Origin of the sequence: Paenibacillus glucanolyticus (assembly GCF_037333485.1) — a bacterium.
In the GTDB taxonomy this organism is placed as follows: domain Bacteria; phylum Bacillota; class Bacilli; order Paenibacillales; family Paenibacillaceae; genus Paenibacillus_AQ; species Paenibacillus_AQ glucanolyticus.
In genome coordinates this window covers 810,698-828,153 of record NZ_CP147845.1, presented here as the reverse complement: position 1 = coordinate 828,153, position 17,456 = coordinate 810,698, and the positions used below count along the sequence as shown (strand labels likewise).

Below are 17,456 nucleotides of genomic sequence, written 5' to 3'. Positions count from 1 at the left end.
TAACTCAACTGCTTGACGCCCATAGTAACCGGCATGCTTTTAATGCTTTTTACAGTCCTTTGTGCTGAACACCCATCGTCAGAAAAGATACTCTTAAAACATCCCCCTGCAATTTACCTTGAATTCACTCCTAATCATCATTCAATAATGAAAGAATTTGTGCATCTTTCGCCTACAGGCCACATTTTCATCAGGATACAATGGGAGCTATCAATAGGCGAGAGGAGATTAATCAATCATGAATCCACAAACGGTACAGTCGGCGGGTAAGGTCGAACTGGACAAAAAGATGAAAGCGATTACCAAAAGGTTCAAAGGACGCTGGAACGCTCCGTTAGCCGGCTACCTGTTCATCGCACCCTGGCTGCTGGGCTTTCTCATTTTACAGCTGTGGCCCATCATCCAATCCTTCTATTTATCCTTCACCGAGTATTCGCTGCTGGAGCCGGCCCGCTGGATCGGACTCAAGAATTACCAGGATATCTCCCAAGATCGGCTTTTCTTCAATTCGCTGAAGGTGACCTTTCTGTACGTGATCGCTTCCGTGCCGCTGAAACTGCTGGCTGCGCTGGCTGTAGCCCTGCTGCTGAACCGGAACATCCGTGGAATCTCCTTCTACCGGACCATCATCTACCTGCCTTCTCTGATCGGCGGAAGCTTGGCGGTGGCCGTGCTGTGGCGCAATATCTTCGGCCTGAACGGCTTCATTAATCATCTCGCGATTTGGGTCGGAATCGCCCCCAAAAACTGGATTGGCACCCCCTCCACCGCCCTTGCCACCCTGGTGCTGCTGACGGCATGGCAGTTCGGTTCATCGATGATTATCTTCCTTGCCGGTCTCAAACAAATCCCTGGTGAGTTATATGAGGCTGCCTCCGTGGACGGAGCATCGCCGTTCCGCAAGTTTATCCGGATTACCCTGCCCATGTTATCCCCGGTCATCCTGTTTAATCTGATCATGGGCATCATCAACGCATTCCAGATGTTCACTTCGGCTTTTGTGGTCACGAATGGAGGACCGGTCAATTCAACCGAGATGTTTGCCTTGTTCCTCTACAATAAAGCCTTCGGTTCGCTGCAGATGGGTTACGCCTCGGCCTTGGCCTGGATACTGCTCGTTATCATCGGCATTGCCACGGCGCTCAATTTTGTTGCGTCCAAATACTGGGTGTTCTACGAAACTGAAACGGAGGGTCGCAAATGACAGGGGCTCATAATAAACAAAATTGGCTGGTCCATGTGCTGATGATTGCGTTCTGTTTTGTGATGTTCTATCCCGTGCTTTGGTGGATCGGCGCTTCTTTTAAGTCTACACCAGAAATCAGTCTGCCCACCCTGTTCCCCAAGGTATGGCTGTGGCAAAATTATACGGAAGGCTGGATGGCACTGCCCAAGTATACGTTTACACGCTTCTTTATGAACAGCCTCAAGCTCAACGTGGCGACTACGATCATTCACGTTATTTCAGCCAGCCTGGTGGCTTTCGGCTTCGCTAGGCTGACCTTTCCGCTGAAGGGATTATGGTTTTCCATCCTGCTCATGACCCTGATGCTTCCGGGGCAGGTCACGCTCATCCCGCAGTATACGATGTTCCATTTCTTCGACTGGATCAACACCTATCTGCCGCTGATCATCCCGTCAGCCATGGGCGGAGCTTTCTTTATTTTCCTGATTGTCCAATTCATCCGCGGTATTCCGCGTGAGCTCGATGAGTCAGCAAAAATCGACGGCTGCACCTGGTTCGGCATTTATCTGCGCATCATCATGCCGCTGACTCTCCCGGCCCTCATTACGGTCACGATTTTCTCGTTTATTTGGGGCTGGGACGAATATTTCGGCCCGCTGATTTATCTGAATACCGTGGACAAGTATACCGTCCCGCTCGCGCTCAGGATGTTCATCGATTCCCAGTCAGCCGTTCCGTGGGGACAACTGCTTGCCGTATCCCTGCTCTCCGTGCTGCCGCCGGTTGTCATCTTCTTTCTGGCGCAAAAGCACTTCGTGGAAGGGATCGCCACAACCGGGCTGAAAGGTTAGGTTTCAGATCGGTAAACGGATCGCTGTGCCAAGTTTATTCCAGCTCTTCTTCAGGCAGCGGTTAAGCCGGACGGACTCGTTCATTCGGCTTCCGTCAACGTTGGCTTTGAGGCAGCAGAGCGAATGCAGAGTCCTCACAGCTACCAAGAGGAGGGAAAAACGCATGAATCCGTTTCGCACGTTCCGCATCGATTACGTCTTTTTCTTCAGCTTTGCCGGTTTTGTCGCGGTCCTCATCACGATCATGATGATCGTTAGCTATCGGTTCTCGGCAGCTGAGCAAGCGGACAGCACCTCCATGTACCAGCAGGCGGTGCTGCAGCAGCTCAACAAGCAGCTTACCGACCATATGAGTGCTGTGGAGCAAACCTCGTTAGCCGTGTCCATTAACTCACCTCTGGTCAACTATGTAACGATGAACGGAGATTATTATGCACGAAAGACAGCGAGGGACGAGCTGAACCGGGATTATTTGGCGCCGATGCTGAATAGCTCTCGCTCGATGTTCTCCTTTCAGATTTATATGAATGATCCGCTTCAGGTCGACCCGAACGCCAACATTCAGTACCTCCCTCTCGCCTCGGCCAGCCGGGAGAGCTGGTATCCGGCCGTCGACAAGTCCGACTTTGTCTGGATCGGCCAGCGTGAGGTCGGTTCCCCGCAGGGGAAGCAGCAGGTAATCAGCTTTATCCGTAAAATCACCACGCTGGATGGTGTGAACCGGGGGATTCTGATCATCAATGTCCGGGTTAAATTTTTGCAGCAAATTCTGACGGAAGACAACTCCTCGGCCAGCCGACTGCTGCTCGACTCCGGCGGCCGGATGATCATGCACACCCGAATTGCTCCGCCTCCCGGGGAAATCAACGCCATCCTGGAGCGGGTCGACGGGGATACTGGCCATGCGCATCAGGTGCTGGCTGCCGCCGGCTCACTGCCGGAGAAGAGCATGCTTACGGTATGGTCCCGGACGTCCCCGGGCAGCTGGATGCTGGTGGAGCTTACGCCCTGGAAGGACATCACCAGCGGAAGTGTACGTCTGGCGTGGACGATGGCTGTAGTTGGAGCCGCCGCCATTATGCTGTCCCTGTTCTTCACATTGTTCCTATCCCGAAATTTCACGCGGCCGATCCGGAAGCTGGTTCAGCTGATGCAGGCGTTTAATCCCGAGAAGCGTGGACAGCCGCTGCCGACGGAATACCGTAACGAATTTGGCAGCCTGTTCAGCGGCTACCGCAAGCTCACCGAGCGGATCGAAACCCTGTATCAATCCCTGGAACAGCAGTATAAAGCACAGCGCGAAGCGGAGATCAAGGCGCTGCAAGCCATGATTAACCCCCATTTTCTCTACAACACGCTGGATCAGCTGAATTGGATGGCCCTTGAAGCTGGCCAGGAGAAGATCAGCCAAGTGCTCGAGCTGATGGGACAGATGTTCCGCATCGGGCTGTCGGGCGGCGAATCCATGATTACGGTTCAGGAAGAGCTTCTGCACGTGGATTGCTTTCTGAAAATCCAGCAGTTCAAGTGGGGCGAAGAATTGGAATGGCACATCGATTGCCCAGAGGAATTACGGCATTTGATGATTCCGAAACTGACCCTGCAGCCCTTTGTAGAAAACGCCGTTATGCATGGTTTTCATGGCAGACGCCAGGGCCGGATTCATCTGATTTGCATGGAAGAGGACCGAGGCATCCGGATTTGGATTCGGGATGACGGCATCGGACTGCGTGAAGACTGGAAGACTCGTAAACGCCATCCCACGGGCGGATACGGGATCCGCAATGTAAAGGAGCGCATACAGGTTTATTTCGGCCCGCCCTTTGGCGTTTCGCTTCGCAACCGTACCGATGCGCCAGGCTCCGAAGCGGAGATCTATTGGCCGAAGGTAAATCAGCCGCGGGATCAGGAAGGGGGAGGAATACATGTGGACCATCGCTATCGTGGATGACGACCGGCAAGTGCTCAGCGGCATGTCCCGGCTGATTCCCTGGGAGCAGCTCGGAGTCCGGCCTGTCGGGGAGGCTCTAGATGGTGAAGAAGGACTTCGGCTGATTGAAGCGACTCAGCCCGATATTGTCATTACGGATATTTATATGCCGGTGATGAACGGTCTCGATATGATTGAACAGCTCCGTAAGCAGCAGTACGCTGGCAAAATCATCATTTTGAGCGGGTACTCGGATTTTGACTACGCTCGTAAGGCGCTTCGGCTTCAGGTTGATGATTATTTACCGAAGCCGGCCTCACCGACCACGATCCGCGAGGTGCTGCAGCGCGTCACCCGCGAGCTTGCGGAACGCCGAGCGCTGGAACACAGAGAGCAGGAGATTCAAACCCAGCTTATGCAGTATGAGCCGTATCTGGAAAGGGAATGGGTCAAGTCCGTCCTCACCGGAGGAACACCCTCCCCGCTGACAGATCCCTCCCGAATGCTGGAACGGCTCGGCTGGAAGAATGCCCAATTCATGATGCTGGCCTTAGAAATCAAGCGGCAAGGACGTATGGAGGGAATCTCCGTCCGTGACTGGCACCTGTTCCGTTTCGCCGTGGGCAACACGGTCGAGGAGCTGGCCGGCCAGGATGGGCTGCGCAGCTATTTCCTGGAGCTGCATAGTCACCATATGGCACTGCTGCTGTATAAGCCCCTCTCCTGGCCGACAGAGGCGTTCCGCTCGGAAGTTCTGGCACTGGCAGGGCGAATCAACTCGTCTGTGCATCGATTCCTCAAGGTCAAGCTGCACATCGGGGCAGGTCTTCGCAAAGATGACTGGCTTGCCATCCCCGATTCTACCGAAGAAGCATTTCAGGCACTCGCCGAGCGGCGCGAACCGGATGTCGCCTTTCCCTGTGTCTACGTTTATAACGAAGGCGGTTTCCGGCATTCAGCAGCCCGGAGCGTACGGCCGGTGCGATTTTTCCAGGAGATGACCGACGCTGTTCGAACCTTCGATGAGCCCCGGGCGCTGCTGGCGCTGGATGATTTCTTCCGCAGGGATAACGGCGCGGCCCGGCTCCAACCCGAAGAGCTTACCGCCATCGGAACGCAGCTGTTCGCCATCCTCTCCTTCACCCTGTATGAGTCCGGCATCCGGCTCGACGATGAACTGCCTCTCACGGACTTGACCAAAGAGCTGGACCAAATGGAAGATGCGTTGCAGTGGAAAGCATGGATAGCGGAGAAAGTGAAACGAATCTGCTCGCGTTACACGCCTAACGAGAACCTCAAGCATAAGGAAACGGTCGATTATATCATCCAATACATTCATGAGCATTATGCCGAGAACATCCACCTTCAGGATTTGGCCGACCAGGTCTATATCTCCAAAAACTATCTCAGCACGTTATTCCGCCAGTTTACAGGCGAAACCTTTGGAGATTATCTAACCAGGGTCCGAATGGAAAAAGCCAAGCGCATGGTTCTCGAGAAAAAACTGCTGATCGCCGAAATCGCCGAGCGGGTCGGTTATCGGAATGTTCCGTACTTCACCACCCTGTTCAAAAAGCATACCGGGCGCAGTCCCACTGAGTTCCACAGAGCCTGAACGAAGAGTTCCCGATTATTCCTGGCGTTAAGCATATGGCCCCCTTCACTCGATAATCGTAAAATACTGAAACGATTTGTTGATTTGTCCACTACGAGGGAGGCTCTGGACTTGGTACGTTAAGTGAAGAAGTAGATCAGTTACTTAAGGGAGGTTCATCCGATGAGAAAATCATGGCATCGTCTCGCCACTGGCGCTGCGGCAGTGCTTTCACTATCACTCATTCTCTCCGCTTGCAGCGGTGTCAAGAAGGAAGAAGGCGGATCCGCGGATTCGGGAAACGGCAAGTCCATCACACTCCGGATCATGTGGTGGGGCTCTCAAGCCCGGCATGACGCAACTTTGAAAGCGCTTGATTTATACTCTGAAAAGCATCCGGGCATCACTTTCGAACCAGAGTACCAGTCCTTCGACGGGTACCAGGACAAGCTGTCTACCCAGTCCGCGGGGAAAAATACACCGGATATCTTCCAAATGGATGCCGCCTGGTTCAACGATTGGGCATCCAGCGGACGGCTGGAGGATCTCTCCTCCATTCCGACGGACAAGATCGATAAGGTGCTGCTTGAGACTGGCACCTATCAGGGCAAATTGTACGCGATGCCGCTGGGCAACAATGCCTGGGGCATGGTGTACAACAAAACGATGATGGACAGTCTCGGCATTCAACCGCCAAAGACATGGGACGAGTTTTTTGCCATGGCGCGTGACCTGAAACCGAGGCTGGCCAAAGACCAATACCTCACGCGGGACCTGACCGCGGATGGCGCGTCCTATATGTCCTATCAGCTGAGCATGGGCAAAGGCTTCTCCATGAGCAAGGACGGAAAATTCCATTATGACGAGGCTACCTGGAAGGATTGGATGAACCAATGGGCTGAGCTTCGCAAAGAACAACTTGTGACACCTCCGGACGTGACCGTGTCGGATAAAGGGCAGGACGCACAAATGGACCTGCTCATCCAGGAAAAGATTCTGCTTCGGGGCGCACATGCGGCGGAATTCGGCGGAACGGATGCCTTAAAACCTGGCGTGATGGCACTAACGACTCAGCCGAGGGCCACGCAGGCGAGCGGCTGGCTGAAAGCCTCCATGTATTGGAGTGTCAGCCCCAACAGCCAATATAAAGAGGAAGCGAAGGAGTTTATCGACTGGTTCGTCAACAGCGAAGAAGCCGGAGAAATCTTGGGCACTTCGAGGGGGATTCCCGTTAATAAAAGCGTAGCCGATGCGCTCCAGCCTAAATTTACGGACGTCGATAAAAGCTCCCTCGGTCTGATCAACGAGGTATCCAAGGACGGCGCCGCGTTTGACCCCGGCCCGGGGAATAAGGGCGGCTGGGCCAACTTCACGAAGGAGTACGACAACATCACGCAGTCGATTATGTTCGGTAAAATCAGCATCGACGAGGGCTGGAATCAGATTGTCAAATTAAGCCAAAGCTTGGAGTAAGCTATGTCCCATAAGGGCTGGATTACGTTTGCATAAAATGCGTACGCGGCAGCGGCAGCAGTAGCACACCAAAAAGCACCTGATAGTATCAGGTGCTTTTTGGTGTTTGCTTTTCAGTTCTGAGCGGCATCTTGTAAGTCAGCTTTACCGCAACAATATAGGGAGCACCGACTGTGTCCTGGGTCGGCACAACTCCATCGAATCACAGCCAGCCACGACCGCTTTGAAATTTCGATGAAATAAACAGGCTCAAACAGCTTCTTTAAACCAGCATATATCAGATTCCACACGAAATAATGTTCATTGAAATAAAAAGAGGGCAGCCTGGGATGACTCCCTTAGACTGCCTACTATATACGATATCTTATATGTGTTTCCACACATTTTACTCTTCTACACTTTGTGCCACTAGGAAGCTTATATTTTCCTGTTGGGTGTAAAAAATCTCTGGAACCAAATTTGTTGATTTTATTGGGTTTACCAGAGTACGTGATAAAAGCGAAAAAAAGAAAGTCTGGAACTACTAAATATTACCATGGAAAAAAAGTTGGAAACCGCATTAATTAGGAACCTTACCAGTTATCTCAATACGGAAGGGGTCAACGTTAGAGTAATATTTCTTCCTGTATCCGATAAAGGATACCTCGGAAATAGTACCATCAGTAACTTTAAAGCTCAATTTTTCAATTCGTTCAACAGTACCGGTCAATATTAAGTGCCCCACTGTGATGACACGAATCCTTGTCAGTTTATACTGTTGTTTCTGTAGATTCTCAATTAAGTTTGCTATTACTGGCTTAATACTAGCATTCACGGGGTTACTTATCAAACTTTCTAGAAGCATGTCTCCAACTGAAGAATATCGTTCTTCTTTAGGTTCGCCTAATAATATTCTATTGGCACGTATCGTGGCAATTTCATCGGCAGAAAGACTTCTTCCCTGTCCTCCCCCATATGCCATGTCCATCATTGCTGATTCATGGTTACCTACAACTTTATGCAGTTCAACTTCTATTACTTCACCTGATTTACCTGATGTGATATTCAAATTCACAATTCTAACTAAACATGCTTGATTTCTTATAGCAAAACCCACAACGTTCTTTTGTTCATTTAACTTGCGGAGCTCATTTTCAACTTCAGAATTGGGATTATTCAAGGTCAAGTTATACTCTCCTAATCTAACTTCAGAAAAGCTATCAAATTCACTACTTAGATTTCCTAGCCAGTAGCTCGTTCCAGAGTTATCAATGTCTGTTTCCGCACTAAATTCTTTGTTTTGTTTTTCATCGACCCTTGGCACTATTCTTTTTATTTCGATCGGTTGCCCAGTTATCGTAGAAGAAGAAAGCACAGGAACTTGAACACCGGATTGAAACTCATCAGATAACTTTGAAGAAATGAAAGAATAAAGAGTATAAACGTCTATTACCCCCTGTCGATTTGCAGCCATTCCCGACAAACCCTGAATCAGGTAATCAGTAAAGGCGCCATGACCGTTTCGGTCATAGGCATATTGATGAGGTTGGCATGCGGCAACAATAACTTTTCCCGAACCTGTTATTTGAAGCCCTCTTAAAATGTCCTGGCTTCGGACTATAGAACCACTATGGCATGTATCAAAGAAACTAACTATTACTTTTGCTTTTGATTTATCTATCAAGCTCTTGACGTCAGCCATCTTTATCATGGAGTCAACTGTTTTTTGAGTCTCACCTTCAAATGGAACCAAATAACCCTCTCCTTGGTATAAATACCCATGTCCCGCCCAGAAAAGGAAGAGTATATCTTCATTTGTTGCACTTTCAAAAAACTCTTTTAAAGCTGCAGCTATTATCGTTTTTCTTGAAATAGTTCCTGTAAACTCCTGCACATCAGTAATATGGAAATATGACGGAGTCTCCATTAACAAACGTTTTACTTCACGGACATCATTTAATGTATTAGGCAAATCTGTGAATTCAGGAAATAAATTATTATTTACCGCTACTAAAATAGCTTTGTATGCCATTAGATTCATCCCTAGTCTATAGTGTTATTGTACTAACTTAAATAATCCCTAACAGGCGAGCAAGACCTGCCGTGGCACATATATAAGAAAAAGCTGTCGGGAGGCTTAAGGAATACTTTTGCTTAAAAACCCACTCTATAATTTGGGCTCGTAATAGTAATACCGAACCATGCTCAGGAATTTGAATAAACTCACATTTCATAAATTGGTCTTTTACAGAGTCTAGTTTTTTGTTGTTAGATATCTTATTAAAAAAGTCTCTTGAAACACTATTTTTGATGTTGTCCGGAAAATCCGAGCTAAGGATATGGTTAAGAGCGTCTCTATCACGAATATGTGAAACTATAGATTTATCTAAGTTGCATGATACTATCATAGGGAGATGGGAACTATAATCTTGAGTTTTTAGTATTTCCACAACATTAGTCAAAGTTAAATCTTGCTTTTTTACTTGTGCCGAAATAACCTTGTTTTCTCCAACCAATGAAAAGTCGTTTATCATTTCCAATCCCATGTTTCTAACATTTAACTTAGGGCTGCTTATGTATTTAAAAAACAAAAAAAGTGCGGAGGCATCTTGGTAATTTAGTCCTGCTGAATTCAACGCTCCCCCCGTTAATTTAGGTTCGTAATAGTAATCCATCTTTCATGATACCCCCTTATCTAGTTAATATGTATCAAGAAATAAACTTAAAAACAATGACTCCTTCGAACACATTCACATAATTTACACCAATATACGAGCTACTTTTTTGAGGAGTTCAACCAGATAGTATAGAGAAAGATTATTTTTTTCTATTGATTTTTCTAGACTGTTTTTGCTGCTTTATTTTCTTTTTTCGATCTTTATTTACCCTTATCCTTACATAATTTTCTTTAGAGGCTAGTTTTTGTTTCAGAGATTTAAACCTTTTATTCGTCAGATCTGTTGGGTTACTGGTTAGAGAAAAATCAAGAAATCCTATTGGATGATTGGTACTATCAATTAACATTAATGATCTGGGATCAGGTTCCACACTATCGTATATATCCGCAATAGTATTAGGTTTTCGTAGGAATTCTTTGAATTCTAATGGAGTCGGGTATTCCTTTTCCCATAAGGAGTACTCACCTATTTTTTTTCTTGTTTCACTAACCTCAAACTGTTCCACAAGAGGGCTCACAAAATATTTAGTAAGTGAAGAGGCATCTGTAATAATTACATCATCCTTCACCTTCGCTGTAAAATTGAAGATATTCAAACAGACGACCTTAATAATCTTCATTGAGTCAGGAGGATGAATTGGTAAGTCGATCGTAGCGACTTGTCTAATTTTATTCCAATCCTTTTGCAAAACTAATGCTCGTCTATTTACCTGCTCAACACCGTAATTAACTTCATGCTCTATTTGAAAAATTTCTTTAGGGGTATAAGGCCTGCGGAGACATTTCATCTCAATTAGTAGGATATGGTCTCCAAAAGTTGCAATGAAATCAAATTCAGCCGATTTTCCATCGAAAGCATCATCTATCTTTAGCCCTCCAACATTTACGTTAAGGCTTGAATTACTTGATAGGGCCATATTAATATAGCGTTCAAATGCTTTCCCTTTATAGGCATCATCTATATTCCAAATACCGAATTGTTGTTCAATCATTCGGGGTAAGTTCAACTGTTTAATTAATACCGGCACAAGGATTATTTCCTTTTTCCCCATGTAAACTAATGGTTGCGAAAATAAATCTGAAAAATCATCTTTATGTACCTTAGGCTGAAAGGTCAGCATATTGAGTAATTCACTTGCAACTTCATGCTCTACACCAAATATCTCTGTGAAGTTCGAAACAATCAATTCTTTTTCTATTCTTGGGGCGAGATGTTTATAACCACTACGGTTATAATCGTCAAACTTCTCGTGAGATTTTTCACTATATACGGATCCAAGCGCTTGAAGATATGAAATAAATAAAAAATAATTATCAAAACATATATTCCTATTTATTCCGATAGTATTTTGTGACCAGAAGTCACTATCGATAAACTCTAAGGATTTAATAGAGCTCTTATTTATCTTCTGATAAAATTCAATCAATTTAATTAACTTTTCAGTGTCCAAACGAAACAAAGATTGGGGATCATTGAGGTCAATGGATTCCGCAAGATCACTTTCCAAAGGAATTAGGTTATGTATCAGGCTGTTATAAAGACTTTCTTTTTTTAGAATATCCAATTGGTCCTTATAGGTGTACCTGATCATTGCAGCTAATTCAAGTTTTGCATATTCTTCGTCCAGTGGCTCGTAATACATATGCTCTTCATCTTCCGTATTACATTGCATGGAATATCCCCACTCTCTATACTTCACCAACTCCCACAGGTGGTTCAGCATTCCTCGATGTAGAGCAAGTAAGCTCATTTTTTCTATGTTTGGAATATCATACGGAGACACATCATTAGCAACTTCTAAATCTTTGTCTAGAACTTTTTTTCCTTTATAAAATAAATAGGAACAAAGTGTATTAAACATTTCGATTCCTGCTTCAAGATTAGAACCAATCGACAATTTTCCATTTTCACTATCAATGTCAGCGACATTCCGTGAAAATAGATCAATATGTTTAGAGCCTTTTATATTCGCTTCATACTCAATCACTGAAAGTCTCTGTTGGTTTTCCAAAAAAACACACATCATATGTATAATTGTTGGAATAGGAATTTGGAATAGCTCCGTACCCTCAAGTACTGTTGTATTACTCTTATTGTGTTTATAAATTTCTACGATGGTTTTAATGGTACCCATATACTGAATCATGAAGTCTATGTTATCTCTATTGTTTTCATCTAGCCTTTGCTGCACAAGCCCACATGCGGAAATGAATGTCTTGAGCGTTTTGTTTTTTTTATCAAAATCTCTTTGGAGTGGCTCTGGTAGACAATCACTTAGAAGTATTGGTTTCATTACATTATTACTATGTTGAAGATATACTTCATAGATTATTTCCGCTGCGGTCGTAGAATCCCCATTCGATAAAGCACTTTTTAAAATATCGTAGTCTATATTCATCGTTACCTCCATCAAGTAAAGACAATTATTGCAAGAATCTCTTTTAACACATAGACGGACTTTGTTTATGCCATCGAAAATTCATCAGGCATTCCAACAAGAAATCGGGCCCACATTAAATTTATAAGAAGACAGACCTCCCCGATACACTCTCTGCTCCAACTAATCCACTCAATAAAAGTTCCTGTCGGATGAGACAATGTATCGCGTAGCCACAAGAAATACTCAATTCTATCCCTCTCCCACTGTGTCAGAACTCCAATATGAACAGCATGATTGGTTAGATTCGACTTAGAACGTGGAAGTATCAAGCCATTAACCGTGACATCAAGGGCTTTGTTTTTATTAGACCATTTTAATATTGTATCTCTTGATGGTTCGAGTGTTTCACAAACCTGCACTCCGATTATTTTTGCCTCCACCCTGACTGGAGTTTCTCCGAGCCACGTATCGTAGAGTAACCTCAATGAAGCTTCCAGCGATAATACCGCGTAATGCACTGCCGTAGTTAAAAACTCCCACTCGCTATATCCATGAACGTATAAAAGCCTTGCTCTCTGCATCACATCATTAACATTTGCAGGACACACATTCGACAGCTTTGAATAGCTCATCATATCTTGGACCAAATCTTCAGATGTTAACACCTTTGGTACACCGTCATAAAAGCGAGTGATAGCTTGTATACGATTATCTGGTTGCCCTGTTGCTCTGCTTAATCTAATTGAGTGGAACCCAATGTTTTTTAAGGCATCATCACGAATTTGCAAAAGCCTCTGAACTTCCTCTATTTCATAAAATTCGACTGCTCGATCCAACATCGAATCCGCGTACCTTATGTTCAAAATTCCCAACTTACTTACGGACATCCATACAATTGAATTATGTTGATCAAAGGTCTGATGCCATTTATCGCCTGCATCTTGAACTTGATGAAGAATTAATTCATCAGGGAATTGTATTTTGAAGCTATAATCCCCCTGACCAACCATGAATCCAAGCACAAAAACATCATCTTGCAATTCAACAAGGACTACTGGACATGGAAATAATCGCTGAACCACTCTGCGTTTTGAAATGTGTCCTATAGATGAGCTTCCATCCGTTTTAATGAACGAATCTACTTGCCTTAATTCCCAATTTCGGATGTTCCATAAAAACCCTTTAATCTCAGAAATCCATTTATCCTTTCTAGAAAGGTTTAAATTGATCTCGGGCGGGCACGTTTTCATCACAGACCCCCCTTAATGTTTTGCTGCGTAGTGGTACCACTTAAAAAGGTTTCGGTAACCTCACCATTTTTTGCTCGATAAGAAAAGCAATAATAGCTGTCAGTAAATATGCTTAGTAGAGCTTATAAGGTCTTCCCCGTTTTACAATCGGACATTCGTTATCTAAGCTCATAAAAACTAAACTGTCGTTAAAATTAGTTTCATATTTTAAACTTTAAAACCGTAACGTCCTTACCTCCAAAATTGATATTATCTTCAAAAAAATATTCGTTGGGTTTGAATTTTTCAACTACAAATGCCAAGCTGTACTTTGCTCGAGTGACACCAACAAAGTATTTGTCTGGAGCCTTCAATCGGCTTATGGGATTTAGTAAGAATGAATAAAGTGACTTATTAGGAAAAATTAAAACACGATCCAACGTCATCCCTTTACTGACCCCAAAGTTTAATGAAGGATACCCCAAGGTCGGCGTCCTGACATCGTATTTTAAAATAGATGGTTTTAAGTGTTCGATATAAGCATGCACATCAATCTGTTGAATCTGAAAAACCCCGATGGCCGGTTCTTCGGCTTCTAGCACTCCAACAATCGGGTCCACTGGGTATACCAGATTCGCAAAGTTTGCTATATCAGAAACAAATCGTTTGGAAATGTTATTTTTAACAATGTTTATTTGAAGTGAATCTTTGCAAGTCTCAAGATAACTAAAAACATGCATACCACCCTTTTTTCTATCCGATTTCGGATTGTGGGTCTTAAGAGTTGCTTGTTTGTAGTCACCTACACAATGGATTTTGATGGATGAAAGGAATAAAAGTTCAAGGAGTTCTATATCTTTTCCCACCAGGTCCTGCAGCTCATCAATATAGATGTATGCATATGTTTCCTCAAGCCTTTTTAGGACAGCGCCCTTTGATAATTGATTTAAGAGAAGTGCAAACTCGGTAGCATTGTTAGCTTTTACATCGTTGTTCTTATTCAGAAAATACGACACGGTATTTTTTCTAGCATAATCAACACCATATGTCCTAGAAAAATCAAAAGACTTTATTTGACTGATCACTCCTAAAAAGCTTCTCTGATATGGCCTAATTAATTCTTTTAATATGAATTGAAACCAGGTACTTATAACAACATTTTTATCGAGAACACCATTATTTTGTTTTGCATACTCTTTCTTTATTGAGTAAACGCCTTTATTCGTGTAGGACAGCATCAAAATTTTCTTAGTAGATTTCTCAGATATAGACTTTGCATCACTACACATTCCGTATGTTTTACCCGAGCCAGCACAAGCAAGAACCAATGTATTATCGTATCGCATCTTTTATATACGCAGGATATTCGATGCATTCCTCTGAATCAAATACCCTCATTCCCCATTCAGCTTTATTGTTAATCATAAAAGATTCTATTTCCGTTTCATTTTTGTTAACCATTGAATTCCTTTTAGAAATTACCCGTTTAAACTTGTTAAAGACATCTGCTTCAACTGAGTTGACAGCCAGAATGCTGGGCTCAAGTGTATGTAGTGTTTCATTAGTTTCATAATGTATTTCTATCAAATCACCATGTGCCATGATGTAGTCCTTATATTTATCTATGATATTTCGTTGAATATCTCCATCATTATCCGTGATAATTCGTAATGGTTTTTTTACTAAAATGGCTAGATCACAATATCTTTTAAATGCTAATGAATCAACTGTAATGACATCTACTCCATTTTCAATTGGCTGCTTTCCGTAAGCATCTTTATAAGCGCGTTGAATAATTAATTCATCTGTCGGCCCTTCAACCAATATCACTTTTTCTGCTAATAGAAAACGAACAGTCCCGTAACCGGGCAATTTTTTGAAAAACTCCATAGTATCAGGGTTTACAGCATTTAGATGATTTATGTTTCCCTTATACAAGAGAATTATGTTTTTAAGGCCAATTTTGTTTGCTACAAAACTGCTGTGCGTTGATATAAAGACTTGTTTATTCTCGTCTTGATTTATTTTTGAAATAAGACGTGACATATTCCCAAATGCTAAGTTATTTTCAGGCTCCTCAAACAATACTACACTAGATTTATCGGAGTCTTGTTTAAATACCAATTCCATTTTGATTAGATTCTGAGTACCAAACCCCATATCTTCAAAAGGAATGTTCTCGACTTCGATTGAAACCTCATTCATCCATGATTCGAGCACATCTTCCTGCATACCAAACTTTATCGCCTTATCGTCTAGTTTTTCTTCTTCGGACAACCTTTCATTAAGGGCTATAACGTTCGGATTGTTATTAAATTCATGTTTCATTTTTCTATATGCCCTAGTTAAATGTACTTTTTCATCATCAGATAAATTGTTAGTAATTCTTGAATTAATAAATTTGTTTACTGCTGAGTCATAATCCTTTTGTGTAGTATCAATCACTGATACCTTTACTGGAAAAGTCCTAAATATAATTGGATTGTCACCAAAATCTCTCCAACTTACTTTATAAAACTCAACCGGTATATCATAAATCTCTCCATTTTGTAACATCGTTTGAAATGCCGATGAATAATCGGGATTAAACTCGACACTCATACGAATGCCTGGACAGTCTTCACTAAGCTCGTTATTTGTTCCTTTATATTCAGAATTATTGCTATCATTCTCGAAATAAGCTTCAACAATTATAGAAGGTAATTCTTCAATTTTCTGAGAAGGGTCAGCAATAATTTCTTTAAAATTGAAGCGAGATTCATAGTTGAAAAAGGATGCCTTAAATTGACGCTCAAAGGACGAATTATTTATTTTCCCACTCAGAAGGACTTGAATTATTTCAAGTAATGTACTCTTACCAGAATTATTATCGCCAACAAAAATATTGCAACCACTATTAAGTTCTATCAGAACATCTTTAAACATTCTATAATTCCTAATATAAAGTTTGTTCATCTTCATAGTGAGCTCTCCCCAAATTCAATATAGAAAACCTGTCAACCAACCACCTATTTAAAATAGAATACTACATTGATAGTTGTTTCCCTCATACTATTAAATCATCTATGCGTCCGAAACTTATGTGGAATTCCCTTCTGTTGTTTAACCTTCCAAAGAAAGTCACCGTCTACAAACACACTTGCTTTATTCATCGTTGCAAAATATCGTTTTTCTCGTGCATCCACTAGCAAAAGCTCAAAATTAAATTGCTCAGCACCTATGCCGTATTCATCGATATTTAGTCTAAACGGATCTGATGATTCAAAGCCTACCATCAAGTGTCCAACTACTTCGGATCTTGGCAATACAGTTAATTGAAATTCTGCACTACATATTCATTCAATCCATACACACGGTGCCTAGACAGCTCTTTTCCTTGATCGTTGCTCACATACAAAGAACCACCAATCACAGTGACAGGTAATTCTGTGGAATTGGTAAATGCCACCTCTATAGAAGCGCAACTGTCGGCATCATAGACAGCATGCAAAGCGTTTTCTAAAAATCTCATCTCGAATTGCCCTTTATTTAAGTACATATAATCAAAATCGCTGCGTTTAGCCACCGTATTCGTACTTCCTTTGCGAATCAAGCAATATCCCTCGTTCAGTCTGTCAAATTTCTTCCTCATCATGTATGGCTTATTATCTGTTTTGTGGATTTTGAAAACGCCTAACACTGCACCTTTATATTCATATTTGAAATAATCAAACTGTATTTCCGGTTCGATATTATTCATAATTAACTGCACATAATTAGATGAATCTATTAATTCCTTAGGATCTATTCCCTTTATCTCCTTACCTTCTGGTCGATCCTTGACTCCAACAATAATAAATTTATCTCCATTATGCCGTGAATTAGCCATCGCCATTATATCCTTTAGTAAATCCATACTCTTGTCTTTATGGTACTGCCTCTCCTTAAAATCCAGATAATCGCACTCATAGCCGAATTCGATTAATTCAACAATCTTATCCATCGGCACCTCACTTTAACCTTAGTAACTATGGACTATACGTTATATGTAAAAATTCGACATCAACCAAGAAAATCCTACTTTATTCACAATAATTATCCAAAAACATGGACCATAGAAGCATATCAAAAAGGATGAGTAGTGTGATTATACTACACACTATGCTCATCCTTCTTT

Annotated in this window: 12 protein-coding genes; 5 read left to right on the top strand and 7 right to left on the bottom strand. The window is 43.1% G+C overall.

The genetic code is table 11. The features are described 5' to 3' along the window. The first annotated feature begins 238 nt into the window (after positions 1-238). The 5 genes from WDY75_RS03890 (at position 239) to WDY75_RS03870 (ending at position 7,034) form a co-directional block, all read left to right on the top strand. Positions 239-1,204: a carbohydrate ABC transporter permease gene (locus WDY75_RS03890; protein ID WP_006212864.1), complete on the top strand. Its 966-nt coding sequence runs from the start codon at positions 239-241 to the stop codon at positions 1,202-1,204. Next, a complete protein-coding gene (locus WDY75_RS03885; RefSeq protein WP_063477835.1) occupies positions 1,201-2,037 on the top strand; it encodes a carbohydrate ABC transporter permease in 837 nt (278 codons plus the stop codon). The genes WDY75_RS03890 and WDY75_RS03885 overlap by 4 nt, the downstream gene beginning before the upstream one ends. A 163-nt stretch (positions 2,038-2,200) precedes the next feature. Beyond that, positions 2,201-3,988: a sensor histidine kinase gene (locus tag WDY75_RS03880; protein ID WP_063477836.1), complete on the top strand. Its 1,788-nt coding sequence runs from the start codon at positions 2,201-2,203 to the stop codon at positions 3,986-3,988. Beyond that, on the top strand, positions 3,963-5,582 hold the full coding sequence (locus WDY75_RS03875; RefSeq protein WP_063477837.1) for a response regulator transcription factor: 1,620 nt from the start codon (positions 3,963-3,965) through the stop codon (positions 5,580-5,582). Before WDY75_RS03880 ends, WDY75_RS03875 begins: the two co-directional genes overlap by 26 nt. A 162-nt stretch (positions 5,583-5,744) precedes the next feature. Then, a complete protein-coding gene (locus WDY75_RS03870; RefSeq protein WP_063477838.1) occupies positions 5,745-7,034 on the top strand; it encodes an ABC transporter substrate-binding protein in 1,290 nt (429 codons plus the stop codon). Between the two features lie 559 nt (positions 7,035-7,593). Here the strand turns inward: WDY75_RS03870 and WDY75_RS03865 are convergent. The 7 genes from WDY75_RS03865 to WDY75_RS03835 form a co-directional block, all read right to left on the bottom strand. Continuing rightward, positions 7,594-9,045 (bottom strand): caspase domain-containing protein, encoded by a 1,452-nt coding sequence (locus WDY75_RS03865; protein ID WP_063477839.1) that lies wholly within the window; start codon positions 9,043-9,045, stop codon positions 7,594-7,596. A gap of 37 nt (positions 9,046-9,082) precedes the next feature. After that, a complete protein-coding gene (locus WDY75_RS03860) occupies positions 9,083-9,688 on the bottom strand; it encodes a hypothetical protein (protein ID WP_063477840.1) in 606 nt (201 codons plus the stop codon). A gap of 142 nt (positions 9,689-9,830) precedes the next feature. Then, entirely contained in the window at positions 9,831-12,089 is a 2,259-nt protein-coding gene (locus WDY75_RS03855) for a hypothetical protein (RefSeq protein ID WP_063477841.1), read from the bottom strand. Between the two features lie 65 nt (positions 12,090-12,154). Further along, positions 12,155-13,321 carry a hypothetical protein gene (locus WDY75_RS03850; protein ID WP_063477842.1) on the bottom strand — a complete coding sequence of 389 codons (1,167 nt, stop codon included), beginning with the start codon at positions 13,319-13,321 and terminating at the stop codon, positions 12,155-12,157. A 200-nt stretch (positions 13,322-13,521) separates the two neighbouring features. Then, entirely contained in the window at positions 13,522-14,646 is a 1,125-nt protein-coding gene (locus WDY75_RS03845; RefSeq protein WP_063477843.1) for a UvrD-helicase domain-containing protein, read from the bottom strand. Next, positions 14,633-16,261 (bottom strand): ATP-dependent endonuclease, encoded by a 1,629-nt coding sequence (locus WDY75_RS03840; RefSeq protein ID WP_063477844.1) that lies wholly within the window; start codon positions 16,259-16,261, stop codon positions 14,633-14,635. The genes WDY75_RS03845 and WDY75_RS03840 overlap by 14 nt, the downstream gene beginning before the upstream one ends. Positions 16,262-16,610: 349 nt before the next feature. Next, on the bottom strand, positions 16,611-17,282 hold the full coding sequence (locus WDY75_RS03835) for a helix-turn-helix domain-containing protein (protein WP_082834254.1): 672 nt from the start codon (positions 17,280-17,282) through the stop codon (positions 16,611-16,613). Between the last annotated feature and the right edge of the window lie 174 nt (positions 17,283-17,456).